The sequence below is a fragment of the Bifidobacterium aemilianum genome, assembly GCF_003315635.1.
Taxonomy (GTDB): Bacteria; Actinomycetota; Actinomycetes; order Actinomycetales; family Bifidobacteriaceae; genus Bifidobacterium; species Bifidobacterium aemilianum.
In genome coordinates, this window is sequence record NZ_PDCG01000009.1 from 1 (window position 1) to 19038 (window position 19038).

Here is a 19038-nt window from a genome sequence, read left to right on the forward strand (position 1 = left end):
CCATGGCCGAGGGCAGCAGAGTCGAGGAGTTGGTGCAGAAGATGCTCTTGGCCGGAGCCAAATCGCTGACCTTCTTCCAGGTGGACTGCTTGATGTCCAGCCGCTCAGGAACAGCCTCGATCACGATGTCAGCATCCTTGAGGGCCTCAGCCATACCCGCGCTGGTGCGGATACGACTCACCGCCGCGTCCAGCTTCTCGTCGGTGGCATCAGGCAAATCACGCTTGTAGCCCTTTCTCAGATATTCCCAGCGGGCGGGCAGCTTGTCCAGGATCTCATCCTTGATGTCATAGGCCACCACATGCTTGCCCATGTAGGCAGCCTGAAAAATAATCTGGGAACCAAGCACGCCAGTGCCCAAAACAGTAAGATTCTTCATTTTCCTCACTTCTTCGTGAATTACCCCGTATGCGCCACTCGCATAGGGGAAGATGCTGGGCTGGAGCCACATAGTCAACACTGGCCGAAAGCGCATCAAAGCCCAGCATCAAAAAATAATCCCCAAGCCAACGGTAAAAATCAGTGTAACTACAGTAACTGGGTGCTTATGCTCTGAGAGGTAAAACAAGGGTCCGACACCACTGAATCAGTGATGTCGGACACCAAGCGTACGAAAGTCGCGAGAATCAGTCCAGCTGTGCCAGCCGATCGGCAATCACCTGTACAGCCTTATCCGCCGCAACGGCCTGGGCCTGCTCGCCTGTACGGTCTCTGATTTCAATGGTTCCATTGTTGACCGTGTCACGACCCGCGACCACGACCAGGGGGACACCAATGAGTTCGGCATCCTTGAACTTGACCCCCGGGGAGACCTTCTTACGGTCATCATAGATGACCTCGATTCCACGTTCCTCCAATTGGGTGAGCAACTGCTCGGCCGCACCGAAGGCCGCCTGGTCCTTGCCGGTAGCCAGCAGGTGAACCTGGGCAGGTGCCACGACGGCCGGCCAGGCCAGGCCCTTGTCGTCATGATGGGCCTCGGCGATGCAGGCCAGGACACGGGAGACACCAATGCCATAGCAGCCCATCCACACGGGAACCGTCTTGCCGTTCTGGTCCAGGACCTTGAGGTCCAGAGCCTTGGAATACTTCAGGCCGAGTTGGAAGACCTGGCCAATCTCCACACCGCGCTCGAAGCTGAGTGGCCCGGAACCGTCGGGACTCATATCGCCCTGGCGGACCTCCACCGCCTCGACCAGGCCGTCAGCCTCGAAGTCACGGCCGTAGACGGCGTTGAAAACATGCATACCCTCCTGATCGGCACCGGTGATCCACTGGGAGCCCCGGCCCACATGGGCGTCAAGCAAGTAACGGACCGGGGTCTTGATGCCTTCGGCTTCCCTGGCCTGGGGGCCCAGGACCATAGGGCCGATATAGCCCTTGACGAACTCAGGATGCGACTTCAGGTCCTCCTCGCTGGCCTCCTCGATCTCGGCAGGGGCGAATTGGGCCTCCAAACGCTTCATATCGACCTGGCGGTCACCAGGCAGGCCTATGGCCACGATCTCCCGCCAGGGCTTGTCATGCTCCTCATCCTCGGCGTGCTTGACCGCGATGATCAGGTTCTTCAGGGTGTCGGCGGCGGTCCACTGGCGGCCGTCCTTGCGTGGATGCAGACTGTTGGCGCGCTCGACCAGGGCGTCGATGGTCTTGGCATCCGGAGTCTCCAGAGCCCGCATGGCTGGTATGGCAGAGGAATCGACCTCCCCCACTGCTGGTGTGGTCAGGGCCTCGACATTCCAAGCCTTGCCGGAGGGAGCCAGGGCGAAGGTGTCCTCGCCGATGGGCAGGGGGGCCAGGAACTCCTCGGATTCGGAGCCTCCCATGGGGCCGGAGACCGCATGGACGATGACATAGTCGACGCCCAGGCGCTTGAAGATGCGCTCATAGGCACCGCGCTGGTCCTGGTAGGCCTGCTTGAGACCATCCTCATCCACAGTGAAGGAGTAGGCGTCCTTCATGATGAACTCACGACCACGGATGAGGCCAGCCCGGGGGCGGAACTCGTCGCGGTACTTGGTCTGAATCTGGTAGAGGCTTACCGGCAGGTCCTTATAGGACGTGTACATGTCCTTGACCAGCAGGGTGAACATCTCCTCATGGGTGGGAGCCAACAGATAGTCGGCCCCGTGCCGGTCCTTGAGGCGGAAGATATTGTCTCCGTATTCCTCCCAGCGGTGGGTGGCCTCGTAGGGCTCCCGGGGCAGCAGGGCCGGGAAGTGGACCTCCTGGGCTCCGATGCCGTCAATCTCCTCCCGGACGATGGCCTCAACCTTGTTGAGGACGCGCAGTCCCAGGGGCAGCCAGGTCCAGATGCCCGGTGCGGCCTTGCGGATGTACCCTGCCCTCTGCAGGAGCCTGGCCGAGTCGACATCGGCATCTGCCGGATCCTCACGCAGGGTGCGCACAAATAGCGTGGACATACGAAGGGTGCTGGTTTTCTCAGTGGAGTTCATAGCCCCTAAGAATATTCGCGTTCGCCGACAAGCGACCGCCGCGCCCAACTGACCTGTACCATCCCAAGACTGCGGATGCTGGCAAACCCCAACAAGCAGACACCACAGCCCGTCTCAAGAACTTGCGGGGGGCACATAAGCGATGCCACTTCCCCACAGGCTGTATTTGTTGTGACTCGCCAGGACTCCTTATCAGCGACGTGACCGAATGCAACAACATCAGGGTGTATCCCCTGTGCATCCATGAGCTTTGCCGAAGGCGCGGGCCTGCAATGCCTTATTCCATAAAGGGTGATGATTGACTATCAGCTAGGAATCTGTTTGCGTACGTATTTACATACGCAACTGCAGGTAGCTACCAGCCCGGGGAGGGCCTCATGGAAACCATCAATGCCACCAATGCCAGAAAATCCTTGTATGGGCTGATTGACCAGGCAAACGAGAACGCAGAGGAATTCGCCATCGTCGGAAAAACGAGGAAATGCTGTGTTGGTCGGAGAATACGAATGGAGGACAATCCAAGAAACCCTCTACCTCGATGCCATCCCATGTATGACCGAGTCAATCCTAGAAGCCGGGCAAGAGCCACTTGGCGAAGGGTCAACGGAGCTTGACTGGTGAGCGCCTGGACCCTGGTTTATTCACGCCAAGCCCAACAGGACACCAAACTCATCAAGGCTGCCGGACTCAAAGCAAAGGCCGAATCCCTGCTTGACCTGCTCGGAGAAGACCCCCTACCGAACCCCTCCCCACTACGAACAGTTAAGGGGTAATCTGCATGGCTATTGCTCCCGACGCAGATGCAGAAATTCACCCACGAAGGTCAGAAGAGCTCCTCCTGGGTGAATTCGTCCTGTCCGGCGGTTTGGCCTACGGCTTGCTTGGTGAAGGCCCCGGTGCCCTCCTGGGCCAGGCGGGAGCAGGCGGCCGTGGAATTCCCCCTCAGCACCGTGTCCAGGGAGACGGCCTGGGGTGAGACCAGGAAGGCGTGCTCATTGATGCCGTCCAGGTAGAGGCCGTCCAGAGCCTCCACACGGGAGAGGGCCACGTAGCCCATACCGGGGGCAAAGGTGCGGCGGAGGTCCATGACGGCCCGGTCCAGGGTCATGCCCTGGGACTTGTGGATGGTGATGGCCCAGGCGCAGCGCAGGGGCACCTGGTTGACGGCGGCCAGGACGGTCTCCCCGTCCATCATCTGCCAGGCGGCCTGCTTCATGGTCACCGTGTGGCCGTTCTCGAACTCCACGATGGGCCAGCCACCCTTGGCCTCGGAGACGAAGCCCTTGACCCGCCCGATGGAGCCGTTGACATACTGGTGGTCCTGGTCGTTGCGCAGGGCCATGACGGCCGCGCCGGTCTTGAGGGTCAATTCCTCTGGGGCCAGCATGTTCTTCTTCAGGCGTGCGACCAGGTTGTCGGGCCCGGAGGATTGGGCGCGGAAACTATGGGGCTGGTCCTGAATCTGGCTCAGGCGCATATCGTTGAGACTGTCGGCCTGCTTGTTGACCGGAAAGAGATGGACGGCCACCTCGTTCTCGTCTGGGGCCAGGCCCAGACGGTTGGACAGCACCTCGTGGTCCTCCTGGGTGACCGACCCCTCACGGATGTCGGTCAGGACCGTCAGCAGCTGGCCGTCGTCCTGGCGGTGCTGCTCGGTCAGGTAGCAGATGACCGGATTCAGCTCGTCCCACACTAGGGATTCAGTGACGAAGCCATCAGGATCCTTGCCGGCCTGCCGGTAGGGTTCACGCGAGGCCAGGAACTCGGGGCTGGGCTCAAACCCCCGCGACCTGAAGGACTTGCTGACCGGGGGCAGCTGGAAGAAGTCACCCGACAGGACCAGCTGGAGGCCACCGAAGGGCTCAGGACTGTGACGGACCGACCGGCAGACCTGGTCGACCATGTCGAAAAGCCAGGCCTGCATCATGGAGACCTCGTCGATGACCAGGATGTCGACACCCTGGATTTTCCGCCGACGCCGGGACCTGATGGTCGACAGGAGCTCCGGGGTCAGCACGGTGTTGATCCCCACCCCACTCCAGGAGTGGATGGTCTGCCCGTCCACATGGGTGGAGGCGATGCCGGTGGAGGCGGTCACCGCCACATGGGCGCCAGCCTGCCGGGCCTGGTTGACGAACTCGTTGAGCACATATGTCTTGCCCGCGCCGGGGGCACCGGTCAGAAAGACGCTGGCTCCCGCGCCGAGTATGTCCAAGGCCTCGGATTGCTGCACTGCTGGTCCTTTCTCGCCGGATGCGACATCTGTGGTCGGACAGGAGTATGGTCAGGCCGACCATACTGACCTTAAAGGCCGCTAGCGGCTGCGTCTATTCTGCCCACATACCGACCGCATCGGACACATGGCTTTAGTAGTCAGCCTTCTGCGGGTGATTGGGGTCCTCGACCGGTGCACCCTTGGCCTCATAGGCCCTCAGGAGGCTGGTCTCCTCGATCCGCTTGGCTCCCGCCTGGGCCTGGGCCTCATCGGGGCCGGGGGCCGGAAGGAAGAACATGTCACGGTAGTAGCGCAGCTCGTCGATGGACTCGATGATGTCGGCCAGGGCCCGGTGGCCGCCATGCTTGGCGGGCTTGTTCCGGTAGACGTCCGGGTACCAGCGGCGGGACAGCTCCTTCAGGGTGCTCACGTCGATGACCCGGTAATGGAGCTGGGCCATGAGGTCGGGCATGTACCTGTCGAGGAACTTCTTGTCGGAGCCGACCGAGTTGCCGGCCAGGTGGGCCTTTCCCTGGGCGGGCAGGAAGCGCTTGACGTAGTCAACGACCTGCCGCTGGGCCTCGGCCAGATCCAGCCCGTCCTTGTTCCACTCGTCAACCAGGCCCGAGGAGGTGTGCATGTTCCTCACAAAGTCGTTCATGTGGGCCACTGCCGCATCCGAGGGCTTGATGACCAGGTCGATGCCCTCATCCAGGACCTTCATGTTGAAGTCCGTGGGTACGACCGACACCTCGCAGAGCTCGTCATGGAATATATCCAGACCTGTCATCTCGCAGTCGATCCAGATCATCACGGATTCCTCCGGAGCAAACGTCAAATCATCCTTATGATCGGCCATATCCATCGCCTTTCCTCGCAAAACTACCGAACATGTCACTCTATCCTGCCTAGAGGACTGAATCATGATCCTGGAAGAGCGACCCCTAGCACACAAGGACCAAAGATCACCGGTACCCAACGACTCCGGCGGTCTCCTCCGGTCACCCCATAGGCAGACTTGGCTTGCAGCGGCCCTCAGGCAGACCACTGCAAGCCAAGGGACAGGGGAGACGCAGCTGGCGGTTAGGCGTGCATGCCGGTGTAGTTGGGGGCCTCGGCAGTCATGACGATGTCATGGGGGTGGGATTCACGCAGGCCGGCATCGGTTATGCGGATGAAGCGACCCTTCTCCCACATCTCGGGAATGTTGTGGGCCCCGACATAGAACATGGACTGGTGGAGTCCGCCGATCATCTGATAGAGGACGGCGTTCAAGGGGCCACGGTAGGGCACCTCGCCCTCCACACCCTCGGGCACGACCTTTTCGTTGCTGGTCACATCGGCCTGGAAGTAACGGTCCTTGGAATAGGACTTCTTGCCCCGGGGAGCCATGGCACCCAGGGAGCCCATGCCACGGTAGAGCTTGTACTGCTTGCCATGGAGGAGAACCTTCTCGCCAGGCGCCTCCTCGCAGCCGGCCAGGGTGCCGCCCAACATGACGGTGGAGGCACCGGCCACCAGGGCCTTGGCAATATCGCCGGAGTAGTGGATGCCACCGTCGGCGATGCAGGGCACACCGGCGGCCTGGCAGGCCTGGGCGGCCTCGTAGACTGCGGTCAGCTGGGGAACACCAACACCGGCCACCACGCGGGTGGTGCAGATGGAACCGGGGCCCACACCGATCTTGACCGCATCGACCCCTGCCTCGATCATGGCTTGGGCACCCTGACGGGTGGCGATGTTGCCGCCGATGATCTGCACATCCCGGAAGGCCGGATCGGCCTTGAGCCGGCGAATCATGTCAAGGGCCAGATGGGCCTCGCCGTTGGCCGTGTCGACCACCAGCACATCCACACCGGCCTCCATGAGCGCCGAGGCCCGCTGCCAGGCGTCACCCAGGAAGCCGATACCTGCCCCTACCCGCAAGCGGCCCTGGCCATCCTTGGTGGCATCCGGGTACTGCTCGGTCTTGACGAAGTCCTTGACCGTGATCAGACCGGTGAGGTGGCCGTCGACATCGACCAGCGGCAGCTTCTCGACCTTGTTCTGGGCCAGGATCCTATGGGCATCCTCACGGGAGATGTCGCTGGGGCCGGTCACCAGGCCCTCCTTGGTCATCACATCCTTGACCTTGAGATGGTCGTAGTCCTCGGGGGCGATGAAGCGCATGTCGCGGTTGGTAATGATGCCGGCCAGGCGGTTGTCCTGGTCAACGACCGGCAGACCGGAGATGTGGAAACGGCCGCAGAGCTTGTCCAGGTCGGTCAGACTGGCTTCGGGGTTGACTGTCAGCGGGTCGGTGATCATGCCGGATTCGCTGCGCTTGACCACGTCGACCTGGGAGGCCTGGTCGTCGATGGAAAGGTTGCGGTGGAGGATGCCGATGCCGCCGTTGCGGGCCATGGCGATGGCCATGTCGGATTCAGTCACCGTGTCCATGGCGGCCGAGATGGCCGGCACCTTCATGGTGATCTCGCGGGTCAGGTGGGTGGAGGTATCCACCTGGGAGGGGATGACGTCGGTCTCATTGGGCAAGAGGAGCACATCGTCATAGGCCAGGCCTAATTGGGCGAACTTGGGAGGAAGGGGAGCGTACGGGGATTCTGTGTTCATATCAGGATTTGTAGCCATAAACCCACTATATTGACGTGGGTTGACCAAGACGAAACACCCGATCTGAACACGTCCTGATGACCTGCCCACACGCATCGGCAAGAGGTAGGACTATCGTCCCAATCGGTCTTCTCCGTCGGCAAGCATGCCAGCCGGCGCTGTATCATCGGCTCTTCCGGCGGCAGTAGGCTCTTTCACCTCCTCAGGACGAGCCAACAATTTCGGGACAGCAGTGGCGGCAGCAGCAGGTTCATCTTCACCTGACTCAGTCCGGGCATCATGAGAAAGCACTTCAGCCCTGCCACTGGCGTGCTGGCTGGTCGTCCACACCAACCCCTTCTCCTCCTGCCGAATCTCCCGGGCCCGCCGCAGCAGATAGGGGGACATGGTCAGCACGGTCAGCACCACAGCCGCCAGCAGCATGCCCACCAGCACATAGACCGCCTTGAAAAACAGGATCATGATGGAACCGAAGGATATCAGGGCCGCCCAGCCCCACAGAATCAGCACAGCACCTTGAACGGAATGGCCGATGCGCAGCATGCGGTGATGCAAATGCATCCGGTCGGGGTGCATGGGCGACTGGCCTTTCCTTAGGCGCCGCACGATGGCCAGAGACATATCCAGCACCGGCAAAAAGAGCACCAGAATAGGCAGCATGATGGGCATGAAGACCGGCAGGTAGAGACTTTTATGGCCGACGGAGGCAGGGTCCAGGTGGCCGGTCATGACGATGGAGGCACAGGTGATCAGGTAGCCCAGGAGCATGGAGCCGGAGTCACCCATGAAGAGCTTGGCCGGGTGCCAATTGTGGAGGATGAAGCCTACGCAGATGCCCACCATGGCCACGTCAATCAGGGTGGCCATGGAGGCGAAGGAGGCGGAAGACCGGGCGAGGATATAGGAGTAGATGGCGAAGGCGATGCCACCGATGGCCACGATGCCCGAGGCCAGGCCATCCAGGCCGTCGACGAAATTGACGGCGTTGATGGATGCGACGATGAGGAAGGCCGTGATGGCCATGGAGATGGTCGGCGATGCCGTCACCAAGGACCCCAAGGGCAGGGAGATGATCTGCAGTCCTCCATAGGCCGCGAATACCGAGATCAGCAACTGGCCGGCCAGCTTGAGCATCCAGTCCAAGTCCCAGAGGTCATCGGCCACGCCCAGCAGGCAGACCATGGCGGCGCCCGCCAGCACCACCCAGGCCTGGCGGCTGTTGACGAACAGCCCGGAGACGAAGGGCATGCGACTGGCGAAGACCAGGGCCACCGCAAATCCCAGCAGCATGGCCAGACCACCCATACGGGGGGTGGGTACGGTGTGGACGTCGCGGGCCCGGACCTTACCCACGGCACCGATATGTATGGCCAGATGACGGACCAGAGGGGTGAGCAGCCAGGTCACCCCTCCGGCGATGGCGGCGATGAACAGGTAGACTCTCAAGCGGCCACTCCCCCGTCTGCACTCTGCAGGACCTGCCGAATGGCGGCCCGAGATATGATTCCCTGCCGCAAGATGCTGATGCCGTCGGATGCTTCGGGACTGGCAGCCACCACCGTTGAGGCCATGTGCCCCTGGGTCGGCCCCCCGTCCAAGTAGAGGTCGACCGCGTCCCCCAAGGCCTCGTAGGCCTCCTGGACCGTCTGCGGGCTCTGCCCACCGGAACGGTTGGCGCTGGAGGCTGCCAGAGGACCGGTGAACTGCAGGATCCTCAGGGAAAGGTCTGAATCCGGCAGACGGATGGCCTGGGTCCTGCTGCCGTCCTTCTCATTTCTCAAGGTGGATAAAGGGCTGTCGGGCGAAGCAGCGGCGATGGGCGAGAAAGGCCCGGGCAGGAAGGCCGCAGCCAACCGGTCAAGCGGTTCAGGCAGGTAGAGCCCGAGACGGGTCAGATTATTGGTTGAGGCAAGGATGACCTGCAGGGCTTTGGAAGCGGGCCGCTGCTTGGCTTGGTAGAGAAGGCTTATGGCGGCAGGGTTGCAGGGGTCGCATGCCACCCCGTAGACGGTGTCCGTGGGAAGGACAATCAGTCCACCCTCCCGGACGACACGCGCAGCGTCTTCCAGCGCCTGCTCATCAATCCGACCTATTCTGCCCACTACCGTTCCTTTGCCTGCAGCACCACACTGGCCTGGCCGCAATCCGTGCCAGCCCTCCACCTTCCATCTTGAGGCGCGTCCAGACTGGCAAGCCGATCTTATCTGTACCAGCAACAGGATACCGCCTACCCCCAGCTCAGGAAACTCGAGCAATCCCGAAAGCTGGACAAGACAGCATGCCGCGTCTATTATTCTCCCAGAGAAAGTAATATGGCCGGGGGAATGCCAGCAGGTTCACAGGGACACCGCAGGAGCCTGCCCGACCTGATTTCCTACCGATCAGCGAGGATTGATGATCAGCTGAGAAGGTCATACAGCGGGAAACCGACCAACAAGGAGCAAGACAGCAATGAAATCCATGGCACCAGTTGAGCTGAGACAGCCGCGCCTTTCCGAACATGAGGAGATGCTTGCAGGCAAGCTGTACGATGCCTCTGACCCTGAGCTCGATGGGCTGAGGAACCGCGCAGGCGACCTATGCACGCGTTTCAACAACCTGCCGCGCGGCGACCAGCAGGAACGGGAGCAGGTGCTGGATGAGCTTGTGCCCCGTCGTGGACCCGAGGTGAGCATCATGGGACCGATTTTCTTCGATTACGGCATCCACACCAGCATCGGGGCGCGCACCTTCATCAACTTCAACTTCACCGCCCTGGACTGTGTGCCGATCAGCATCGGCGACGACGTGCTCATGGGTCCCAACGTGTCCCTGCTGCCGCCTATGCACCCTCTGCGCTGGCAGGACCGCAACTCACGTCACCGCCCCGATGGCTCACTCTATGATTATGAGTACGCCAAGCCGATCAGCATCGGTTCAAACTGCTGGCTCGGCGGCAATGTTACCGTCATTGGCGGTGTAACCATAGGCGAGGGTTGCGTGATTGGCGCCGGAGCGGTGGTCACTAGGGACATTCCGGCCCATACGGTGGCGGTGGGCAATCCGGCACGGGTGATACGTGAGATTACCGATCAGGACGCGGCCTGCTTCCAGAAGTATGCACTCTAGGCATGGTCCGGTACCTTGGGCCTTCAATCGGCAACATAGTGACCGGGTCCCTTAATTTTGTCCGAACAGGGCATGTACGAACCCGATATACGGCATGATCTTACCCTGCTCCAGGCAGCTTCAGCCCAGCTCAGCCAGCAGGTACCGCGGACGACCGGTCAGATCCATGCCAGTGGATGCGCTGGCAAAACCATGGTTCAACGCGAAGTCGACCAGGGCCTTCCCTTGGGAGATATCATGTTCCATGACCAGGGCTCCCCCGGCCCTCAGCAGTGACGCAGCACGGACCACTAGCTTCTGAGGGATCCGCAATCCATCGACCGAACCTCCATAGAGGGACAGATCTGGGTCATAATCGCGAACCTCGGCCTGCTCGGGTATCTGGTTTTCCGGCACGTAGGGTGGGTTGGAGACGACCAGGTCTATGGTGCCATCAAGCTCGTTCAGAAAGGTCGTTGAGGTCGCGTCACCCTTGACCAGGTGGTAGTTGTACCCGGCGGCAATATCCTCCTTGAGGACGGATTCCCTATTCTTCGCAGCCCAGGAATAGGCCTCATCTGACTGTTCAACAGCCCAGACCTCCGCGCCACGCACCTCCGTGACCAGAGACAGACCGATGGCTCCACTGCCAGCGCAGAGGTCAACGATTCTATGTGAGCTGAGACCATGCTCGTCAAGCCAGTCGATCGCGGCCTGAACCACCGCCTCGGTCTCAGGACGGGGGATGAAGACCCCTGGGCCGACCTGCAGGTCCAGGAAGCGGAAAGGAGCCTGACCAAGGATATACTGCAGGGGTTCACGGTTGGCACGACGTTTGAGAGACTCCCGAAAGCTTTGGAATACCAGATGGGAGTCAAAGCCTGGATAGGGTGGCTCGGTTTGACGAGGGGCCCCAGAGATCTCGGTACTGACTGCTGCCGGACTTTCCGGCTCTGGGCTTGTGGATAGGGACTCCCCCATGACCATGAACTTGCGAATATCAGAGAGGTCGACCCCATAGGCATGGGCCATGAGCAGCAGGGCGTCGTTCACCGGGGTCTCGACACCTGCCTCTTCTAGAATCCTGCTGGCCCAGTGGACAGCCTGGCTGACGGATACCGATGCCGGGGTAACCGCCTCGCCTGCAGCAATGCGATTCGGCTCAGGAGGGAGGGAAGGCGCAAGGTTCTCCCCCTTGCGGGCCTTCACACCGCCTTGTTGCTGGTGCGTCACCGGATCTGTATGCCGAAAACCTTGTGTCATCAATGTTTTCCACCTATTGGTATGTATCGATGGTCTGCCGCTCCGGCCGATGCCTACTGGGCCAGCCGTGCAGCCTCATCTGCCTGGATATCGGAGTCGATCACGGCCTGCAGGTCGCCATCCAGCACCTGGTCCAGGTTGTAGGCCTTGTAGTTTGTGCGGTGGTCGACGATCCGGTTCTCCGGATAGTTGTAGGTGCGGATGCGTTCGGACCTGTCCAAGGACCTCACCTGGGAGTGGCGCATGTCGGCGGCCTCGGCGGCCTCCTGCTCATGCTTCATGGCCAGGAGGCGGGATTTGAGGACCCGCAGGGCCGCGGCACGGTTCTGGATCTGAGACTTCTCGTCCTGCATGGAGACGACGATGCCGGTGGGGACGTGGGTCATGCGCACAGCCGAATAGGTGGTGTTGACAGACTGCCCACCAGGGCCGGAACTCATGAAGATGTCGATCTTCAGGTCCTTGGGGTCGACCTCAATCTCGTCATCATCCTCATCTGCCTCAGGGAAGACAATAACGCCTGCCGCTGAGGTCTGGATGCGGCCCTGGGATTCGGTTACAGGGATACGCTGCACCCTATGGACACCGCCCTCATACTTGAGCGAGGCCCACACACCGTCCTCCGGGGAGGGTGTACCCTTGGCCCGGATGGCCATCTGCACGTCCTTGTAGCCGCCCAGCTCGGTGCTGTTCTCACTTTGGATGCTGGTGGTCCAGCCGCGTTTCTCGGCGTAGCGGGTATACATGCGCAAGAGGTCAGCGGCGAAGAGGGCCGCCTCGTCGCCGCCGGAACCGGCCTTGATCTCCATGATGACATCGCGCACATCGTCAGGATCCCGGGGAATCAGGGCCCGACGCAGCTTCTCCTCGGCAGGAACCAGCTGGGCCTCAAGGCTCTTGGCCTCGGCCGCAAAATCTGCGTCCTCTCCGGCCATCTCATGGGCGGCCTCGAGGTTCTCTCGAATCTGAAGATAGGCCTGATAGGCGGAGACGATGGAGCCCAGCTGGGCATGACGACGGCCCAGCTTACGAATGGCTGCAGGGTCGGAGGCGACCTCCTGGGAACTCATCTCCCGCTCGATCCTCCGGTATTCCTCCAGGGCGGTCTGCGCCGCCGGAAACTCCTGATCTTCTGCCATCTACGCTCCTAGGCTCTTCTGGATCGCTGGCCGATCCTGATACACTTCTTGGTCGATCATAGGACAGACGCAACAACCACAGCGCCGCCAATCCAACGACGGGGCACACACGGCGATGCCAGTCCGTTCGTCACAAGCATCGCCAACTGTCTGCCCATACAAAAACGCCAGCCCACCTTAGCCCGCAGAAGCAGACCCGAGGAAAGACTGGCGTTTGGAAAGCTACTTGGCCCTCTTGCCGTAGCGACGCTCGAAGCGGGCGACACGGCCGCCGGTATCGAGAATCTTCTGCTTGCCGGTGTAGAAGGGGTGGCACTTGGCACACACATCAACGGTCATGTGATTGCCTGGTGCGGTCGAACGGGTGACGAAGGTGTTGCCGCACGAGCAGGTGACCTGCACGGTGTGATAATCGGGATGTATTCCTTGCTTCATATTGTCTCCTAAGGAATTCGGGGGACCCGGGTCGCCACACCCCAATGGTGGACGTGAACCGGAACCTTTCGGATTATATCCGTCGCCCGGGACCGGCGCAAACCCAGCTGCAATGATTGCCCTCGCAGTCAGACACGAACGCTCGCCTCCGGACACCATGCTCAACCATGCCCGCCCCTCCACTATTCCCTGCATGTTCGGCCACGACATAAGCCCTGAGAGGCAGGCGGACGGCGTGTGATTCGGGTGGCGAACTGAGTGGGTAGAATGCTATTGCCATAAGGAATCCAGAGACCACCATATCTTCCCGGTCTTCTAGAATCACCAGTAAGCAGCTGACTGAAGGACACAGATGCCAGACAAGACCGCCGGACATGCCGCCGATGCCCCAAGCCACAGAATCAGATGGATCGACGTATCCAAGGGCATCGCCATGCTGCTGGTCTTCTACGGCCATATCCATGAGGAGGGGACTCTTCCCTGGCTCCCCGACCTGGTGTTCAGCAACGACACCGTCTACTTCTTCCACATGCCCCTCTTCTTCATCCTGTCGGGCATCACCTTCCACCCGTCAGCCAGTTTCATTCAATTCGCCGGCAAGCGCTTCCGCCGTCTGGTCATCCCCTATTACTTCTTCTCCCTCTATGTCTTGTCCAAGGTCGTCCTGAAGGTGGCCAGCCCGGCCCTCTTCTCCTCCCTGTTCAGTAGGGAGACCTGGATGGCACCGGAGGAACTGGCCAGTATCCTTATGGGCAATTCACCTGGATTGTGGTTCTTCTGGGCACTATTCTGGGGAGATCTCATGCTCTGGGTACTGTCCAGATGCCCCAAACCCCTCAGGGCGCTCATCGCTCTGGTCTGTCTGCTGGCCTGGCCCCTGATACCCTCCGTCAACTGGCCATTCTGTTTGGCCTCGGCCTTTCAAGCCCTGGCCTTCACCTCCCTGGGGTGGATCCTGTCAGATTGGCTGAAGAGGCTCGGCCGTGGGCCAAGTGCGCTGACAGCCGTCATCTCGATAGGCACATTCGTGACCAGTGTCCAAATCTTTCTGCGACTCCCCTCCAGTCCTGCCGCCCATTACGGCACCACGCTGACTGCGGCGATCAGCGGATCCCTCATGGTCATCGGTCTGGTGAAAGCCATATTCCCCACCTGCACCCCAATCGAATACATCGGGCGCAACACGATGGTCTACTACGGACTCAATGGACTATCCCTGGCCTGCGCCAAAAGACTACTGCTCCTGGTCATACCTCTACCATCGATCCAAAGCACGGTCTGCTCACAGCTACTGGTCGCGCTGCTGGCCATCCTTGCGGCATGCCTCATATGCGCAGCGGTGACGCCCCTCCTCTACCGTTTTTGCTGGTGGGGAGTCGGCAAGGACAAAGAACCAGCGAACGCTGCGGGGCACCTATAAGCCTGATGCCGACACAGGCCTCAGGCACCGCGCCCCCATAAGGAACATAAGGAAGTGGAGTCCAGGCCATCGTATTCTCGTGAGAATCCACTCAGTCATGGCTGCAGCAAGACGATAAACACATGGCATGGCGTACAGCATCAGAAGATGCACGGGGGGGGGGGGCACATTGGGGGCACAGTTTGACTGTTTGAGGCCTACAGCCTGACATGATGAAAGCCCTGCAACACTTGTGGCTGTAGGGCTTCCCTCTGGTGGGGCCTCTCGGGCTTGAACCGAGGACCGACGGATTATGAGTCCGCTGCTCTAACCGACTGAGCTAAAGCCCCACACCAATCCCACGAGAGACGGCTGTAATAGTGTAACGCAAACCGTTGGACGTAAGCCACAGTCGGCGACACACAGGTCAGGCTTCCGGGCCCTCCTCAGCCACATCCTCGTCCCTGCCCCTCATAGACCGACCGGAAGCGAAACGGTCCAGGGCACCGGTCTTGGCGATGGCCAGGAAGAGGGCCCAGCTCATGAATCCGGCGATCACAACGCCACTTATCAGCTCGCAGATGGTATGGGTGATTCCCCGAGGGCTGAGCAGAGCCACACCCTGGAAGCGGAAGAAAAGCAGATAGAAGGCATACTCAAGGGCGGTCAGGGCTCCCGAGGCGACGGTCATGGGCAGGTTGAATGTACGGTAGCGCCCCAGGGCAAAGGGCAGCTCCGCGAAGATGCCCTGAAGGGCGGCGGAGGCGAAGACGAAGCCGAAGGAGAAGTTGTTGCCAAAGAGCATTTCGGCCATGCAACCCACCAGATTCACATAGACAGCGGCTCCCGGCTTGCGGATAATAAGCACCGCCAAGGGACCCGAGAAGTACCAGAAGGCATGCAAGAGGCTGGCTATGCCGGGGAGAATGGCACCGAGGACGGGAGAGAAAGCGGAGTAAGCGAAGTTGAATCCCCAGAAGACGATGCCGCAGGCAACGCCCAGGGCCGCTCCGACTGCAATGTCGGCCGTGGTCCAGCGCAAACGGCCGGAACGCACGGGGGATACTGTCCGTGAAATGGGAGTTTTACCCGGTTCATGGCTCACTGATGATTGAGGTTGGTTTGAGTTTTCCATGGTCTGGTCCTGTCAGCTCATGACTGTGCACGGCATTGTCTTGACTGCTGCGCGCTCCTTGACCTGCACAGTTCGGGCGGGAACGCCAGGGCCACTCTAACAGCCATAGGCTTGCCTAACTGTGGGAGGTCAGGCGTTTCCCTACAAGAGCATATGTGACATTATTCACATATATGTCAATAATATGAAGAGCCATAATCAGGGCCGATAGCCGCAAACACATCACCCCCTTCCAGCAACCCGGTTCCTCATTGCCCAAGGAAGGTCAGGGGATTATCCAAAAAGTGGCGCAAACCAACCTCCGCTGCACCTCTGAGGGCCGGCCTGACACGGATGTCCGGCAGCAGAACCCGGGGCCTTGCCACAGGTGCCACCAGGAGCTGGGGGCCGACCCTGTCTTCGATCCGCCTGGCCAGTCCATCACCGAACCGCTCCCAGATGCCGCCCAGGATGACCGCATCCACATCCAACACATTGATGGCCGACACCATGACCGAGGCCAAGGCCTCAACGGCCTTGTCTACCGCCTCCTGGGCGCGATTGTCGCCCGACTCCCAACGCTTGAGCAGCTCGCCCGCCGCCTCGATTCGTATGGCCTTGCTTCCCGAAGCGATGCCAGCGGATTCCACCAGGGCCCGACGGCCCGCATAGGCCTCCACACAGCCACGGCGCCGACAGGAGCAGACAGGACCATCCAAGGAGACCGAGAGATGCCCAAGCTCACCCGCGAAGCCATGGTCGCCACGCTCCACCTGGCCCCGCCGCACCAGGGCGCCGCCGATGCCGATGTCGGTGGATATATAGAGGAAGGATTCAGAGGGGCCCACAACTCCCCCCTCCATGCGACGGGTGGCGTAGCCCGGGATCTGAGCCAAGGCCGCCATATTGGCCTCGTTGTCGGGATGGACATCAAGACGTTTGACCAGGTCAAACTCCCCCAGATTCAACTGTTCCCAGCCCAGATTGCGGGCCTTGATCAGGCGCATGTCCTCGGTTACCAGACCAGGCAGGGCCAGACCACAGCCGGCCACCCGATAGCCCTTCTTCTTGATTTCCCTCTCACCCCGGGCCACAAGCCTATCCAGCTTGCCGAAGATGTCCTCGGGCCGAACCTCACCCATGGACTGGCTGACCCACTGCTCGCTGACCGTCTTCCCGTCAAGGTCCAGCACCATATAGCCGTAGCCATCGGTATTGATCTGCAGCCCTATGCCACACATCCGCCCTCCGGCGATCATCAGCGGCGTGCTGGGGCGCCCATAGACCGTGGCGGCATTGGGCTGCCCCTCCCTGACCACACGCCCGGAGATCAGCATGGGCACCAAGAGCGACATGGTCGCCTTGGTCAAACCGGTGGACTTTGCCAATTCGGCCCGGCTCATGGGTTCCGCCGATTGCAGCAGGGTATCGAGGACGACGGAAAGATTGTGGTTGCGTAGGTCGTCCTGATTGATGCTTTTGAGCGATGGCATAAGGTCTACCTTTCCTGTACTATGCCCACTGTAGCAAGGCCGACACCTGGCAGGCGCACAGCTGACAAGCAGTATGCGCCGTGCTAGAATCAGGAATAGTTTAATCGTCTAATTAAATACCGCTCAGGACGGCGGACCTTCCATGTCCAAACCTCCTAGGGCCCGACCAGCACAGCTGCCGGTCACCGGCGCGAGCCACCCACAAGAAAGGAACACAGCATGGCTGCAGACAAGACGATTCAGGCCACAGCAGGCGGCCACCTGCTGGTGGCGGGCGTGGACACCTCCACCCAGTCCACCAAGGTCAGGGTAACCGATGCCAGCACAGGCAAACTGGTTCGATTCGGCCAGGCCAAGCACCCCGAGGGCACCAGCGTGGACCCTGAATACTGGTGGCAGGCCTTCCAGGAGGCCGCCGCCCAAGCCGGAGGCCTGGCCGATGTGGCCGCCCTCAGCGTGGGAGGCCAGCAGCATGGCATGGTTCTTCTTGACAAGCGGGGACGGGTCATCCGCGATGCCATGCTCTGGAACGACACCAGTTCCGCCCCCCAGGCCCAGGAGCTCATTGAACTGCTGGGCCAAGCCCCCGCCCAGGCAGACGAACCCGAAGACTTGGTGGCCCGTGGCAAACAACGCTGGGTCAAGGCCGTGGGCTCCTCCCCCGTCGCCTCCTACACCCTGACCAAGATCGCCTGGGTTGCCCAGCACGAGCCGGAGCACGCCGCCGCCATCGCCGCCATCTGCCTGCCCCACGATTGGCTGAGCTGGCGCATCGCCGGGTTCGGCCCGGTGCAGGAGGGTCAGGACGCCCACCTGGAAGTCCTTTTCACCGATCGGTCGGACGCCTCGGGCACCAGTTACTTCGACGCCAACAACAACAGCTACCGGAACGACCTTCTGGATATGGCCCTTGGCCGGCATGACGTGGTCCTCCCCAGGGTGCTAGGCCCCAGCCAGGCCGCCGACGTCAAGGCAGACCCCGCCATTGCCGGTTCCGCGGTTCCCGGCGGCTGCCTCCTGGGACCGGGAGGAGGCGACAATGCCATGGCATCCCTGGGCCTGGGCATGGCGGTAGGCGACGTCAGCATCTCCCTGGGCACCTCGGGTGTTGCGGCGGCAGTAGCCCAGAACCCGGTCTACGACCTTACCGGCTCCATCTCAGGCTTCGCCGACTGCACCGGCCACTACCTGCCCCTGGCCTGCACCATCAACGCCTCCCGTATTCTCGATGCAGCCAGGTCAGCCCTGAACGTGGACTATGACCAACTGGCCGACCTGGCACTGTCAGCCCCAGCAGGCGCCGGCGGCATCAGCCTGGTGCCCTTCTTCGACGGCGAGCGCACCCCCAACCGCCCCGACGCCACAGCCAGCCTCAAGGGCCTGACCCTGAAGAACACAAGCCAGCCCAATCTGGCCAGGGCCTTTGTGGAGGGCCTGCTCTGCTCGCAGAGGGATTGCATGGAACTCCTCAGAAGCCTGGGGGCCGACATCAATCGGATCCTGCTCATCGGGGGCGGCTCCAAGTCCCCTGCCGTCCGCGCCCTGGCTCCGGCCATTCTGGGCATGGATGTCAGCATGCCCTCCACCGACGAATATGTCGCCATCGGAGCCGCCCGCCAGGCCGCCTGGGTCCTCAGTGGCGACGCGGAGCCTCCCACCTGGCCATTGACCATCGACAGCCTCGAGCAGGCCACGCCCACCCCGCAGGTCTACCAAGCCTACGTCAAGGCCCGTGGTTGATCCCAACGAAACCATAGGAAAGTCCTGAAAGCTGCTACTACAGAGCTTTCAGGACTTATTGCTATTCCGTGGAGAGCGATGACT

At 61.2% G+C, this 19038-nt stretch carries 15 protein-coding genes and 1 tRNA gene; 3 read left to right on the forward strand and 13 right to left on the reverse strand.

Annotated features, from left to right (window positions below; all coding sequences use genetic code 11):
- The 7 genes from CRD60_RS07395 to CRD60_RS07430 all read right to left on the reverse strand — a co-directional run.
- The coding region (locus CRD60_RS07395; protein WP_236630907.1) for a 3-hydroxyacyl-CoA dehydrogenase NAD-binding domain-containing protein at positions 1 to 379 on the reverse strand (379 nt) is incomplete at its 3' end.
- Positions 380 to 626: 247 nt separating this feature from the next.
- Entirely contained in the window at positions 627 to 2423 is a 1797-nt protein-coding gene (locus CRD60_RS07400; protein ID WP_407923184.1) for a proline--tRNA ligase, read from the reverse strand.
- 856 nt (positions 2424 to 3279) lie between these two features.
- Positions 3280 to 4689 carry a PIF1 family DEAD/DEAH box helicase gene (locus CRD60_RS07410; RefSeq protein ID WP_113860645.1) on the reverse strand — a complete coding sequence of 470 codons (1410 nt, stop codon included), beginning with the start codon at positions 4687 to 4689 and terminating at the stop codon, positions 3280 to 3282.
- Between the two features lie 133 nt (positions 4690 to 4822).
- Complete coding sequence (gene orn, locus CRD60_RS07415; protein ID WP_113860666.1) at positions 4823 to 5530, reverse strand: oligoribonuclease; 708 nt, start codon at positions 5528 to 5530, stop codon at positions 4823 to 4825.
- Positions 5531 to 5754: 224 nt separating this feature from the next.
- Positions 5755 to 7302: an IMP dehydrogenase gene (gene guaB, locus CRD60_RS07420; RefSeq protein WP_113860646.1), complete on the reverse strand. Its 1548-nt coding sequence runs from the start codon at positions 7300 to 7302 to the stop codon at positions 5755 to 5757.
- A 93-nt stretch (positions 7303 to 7395) separates the two neighbouring features.
- Positions 7396 to 8730 (reverse strand): MraY family glycosyltransferase, encoded by a 1335-nt coding sequence (locus CRD60_RS07425; protein ID WP_236630908.1) that lies wholly within the window; start codon positions 8728 to 8730, stop codon positions 7396 to 7398.
- The gene (locus CRD60_RS07430; protein WP_236630909.1) at positions 8727 to 9386 is read right to left on the reverse strand and encodes an L-threonylcarbamoyladenylate synthase; all 660 of its coding nucleotides are present in this window, start codon (positions 9384 to 9386) and stop codon (positions 8727 to 8729) included. The genes CRD60_RS07425 and CRD60_RS07430 overlap by 4 nt, the downstream gene beginning before the upstream one ends.
- A 358-nt stretch (positions 9387 to 9744) precedes the next feature.
- On the opposite strand from CRD60_RS07430, the gene CRD60_RS07435 reads away from it, so the two are divergent.
- Positions 9745 to 10392, forward strand: a complete 648-nt coding sequence (locus CRD60_RS07435; RefSeq protein WP_236630910.1) for a sugar O-acetyltransferase — start codon at positions 9745 to 9747, stop codon at positions 10390 to 10392.
- Between the two features lie 120 nt (positions 10393 to 10512).
- Here CRD60_RS07435 and prmC read toward each other — a convergent pair whose 3' ends face one another.
- The 3 genes from prmC to rpmE all read right to left on the reverse strand — a co-directional run bounded on the left by prmC (position 10513) and on the right by rpmE (position 13208).
- Entirely contained in the window at positions 10513 to 11523 is a 1011-nt protein-coding gene (gene prmC, locus CRD60_RS07440) for a peptide chain release factor N(5)-glutamine methyltransferase (protein WP_236630912.1), read from the reverse strand.
- Between the two features lie 164 nt (positions 11524 to 11687).
- Positions 11688 to 12773, reverse strand: a complete 1086-nt coding sequence (prfA, locus tag CRD60_RS07445; protein WP_113860647.1) for a peptide chain release factor 1 — start codon at positions 12771 to 12773, stop codon at positions 11688 to 11690.
- 222 nt (positions 12774 to 12995) lie between these two features.
- Positions 12996 to 13208: a 50S ribosomal protein L31 gene (gene rpmE / locus CRD60_RS07450; RefSeq protein ID WP_113860648.1), complete on the reverse strand. Its 213-nt coding sequence runs from the start codon at positions 13206 to 13208 to the stop codon at positions 12996 to 12998.
- Between the two features lie 352 nt (positions 13209 to 13560).
- Here rpmE and CRD60_RS07455 point away from each other — a divergent pair, with 352 nt between their 5' ends.
- Positions 13561 to 14628, forward strand: coding sequence for an acyltransferase family protein (locus CRD60_RS07455; protein WP_113860649.1), 1068 nt, complete (start codon positions 13561 to 13563; stop codon positions 14626 to 14628).
- 252 nt (positions 14629 to 14880) lie between these two features.
- Here CRD60_RS07455 and CRD60_RS07460 read toward each other — a convergent pair.
- The 3 genes from CRD60_RS07460 to CRD60_RS07470 all read right to left on the reverse strand — a co-directional run bounded on the left by CRD60_RS07460 (position 14881) and on the right by CRD60_RS07470 (position 17214).
- A tRNA-Ile gene (locus CRD60_RS07460) sits at positions 14881 to 14957 on the reverse strand.
- A gap of 77 nt (positions 14958 to 15034) precedes the next feature.
- Complete coding sequence (locus tag CRD60_RS07465; RefSeq protein ID WP_113860650.1) at positions 15035 to 15742, reverse strand: ECF transporter S component; 708 nt, start codon at positions 15740 to 15742, stop codon at positions 15035 to 15037.
- A gap of 248 nt (positions 15743 to 15990) precedes the next feature.
- Positions 15991 to 17214 carry an ROK family protein gene (locus tag CRD60_RS07470; protein ID WP_113860651.1) on the reverse strand — a complete coding sequence of 408 codons (1224 nt, stop codon included), beginning with the start codon at positions 17212 to 17214 and terminating at the stop codon, positions 15991 to 15993.
- 219 nt (positions 17215 to 17433) lie between these two features.
- Between CRD60_RS07470 and CRD60_RS07475 the strand changes: the two genes are divergently transcribed.
- Positions 17434 to 18954: a xylulokinase gene (locus CRD60_RS07475; protein WP_113860652.1), complete on the forward strand. Its 1521-nt coding sequence runs from the start codon at positions 17434 to 17436 to the stop codon at positions 18952 to 18954.
- The last annotated feature ends 84 nt before the right edge of the window (positions 18955 to 19038 follow it).

What these genes read in the sequence shown, in the direction of transcription:
- CRD60_RS07400 (WP_407923184.1), bottom strand. Translation starts at nt 2,423, where the DNA reads ATGTCCACGCTATTTGTGCGCACCCTGCGTGAGGATCCGGCAGATGCC.
- orn (WP_113860666.1), bottom strand. Translation starts at nt 5,530, where the DNA reads ATGGCCGATCATAAGGATGATTTGACGTTTGCTCCGGAGGAATCCGTG.
- guaB (WP_113860646.1), bottom strand. Translation starts at nt 7,302, where the DNA reads ATGGCTACAAATCCTGATATGAACACAGAATCCCCGTACGCTCCCCTT.
- CRD60_RS07435 (WP_236630910.1), top strand. Translation starts at nt 9,745, where the DNA reads ATGGCACCAGTTGAGCTGAGACAGCCGCGCCTTTCCGAACATGAGGAG.
- prfA (WP_113860647.1), bottom strand. Translation starts at nt 12,773, where the DNA reads ATGGCAGAAGATCAGGAGTTTCCGGCGGCGCAGACCGCCCTGGAGGAA.
- rpmE (WP_113860648.1), bottom strand. Translation starts at nt 13,208, where the DNA reads ATGAAGCAAGGAATACATCCCGATTATCACACCGTGCAGGTCACCTGC.
- CRD60_RS07455 (WP_113860649.1), top strand. Translation starts at nt 13,561, where the DNA reads ATGCCAGACAAGACCGCCGGACATGCCGCCGATGCCCCAAGCCACAGA.
- CRD60_RS07465 (WP_113860650.1), bottom strand. Translation starts at nt 15,742, where the DNA reads ATGGAAAACTCAAACCAACCTCAATCATCAGTGAGCCATGAACCGGGT.
- CRD60_RS07470 (WP_113860651.1), bottom strand. Translation starts at nt 17,214, where the DNA reads ATGCCATCGCTCAAAAGCATCAATCAGGACGACCTACGCAACCACAAT.
- CRD60_RS07475 (WP_113860652.1), top strand. Translation starts at nt 17,434, where the DNA reads ATGGCTGCAGACAAGACGATTCAGGCCACAGCAGGCGGCCACCTGCTG.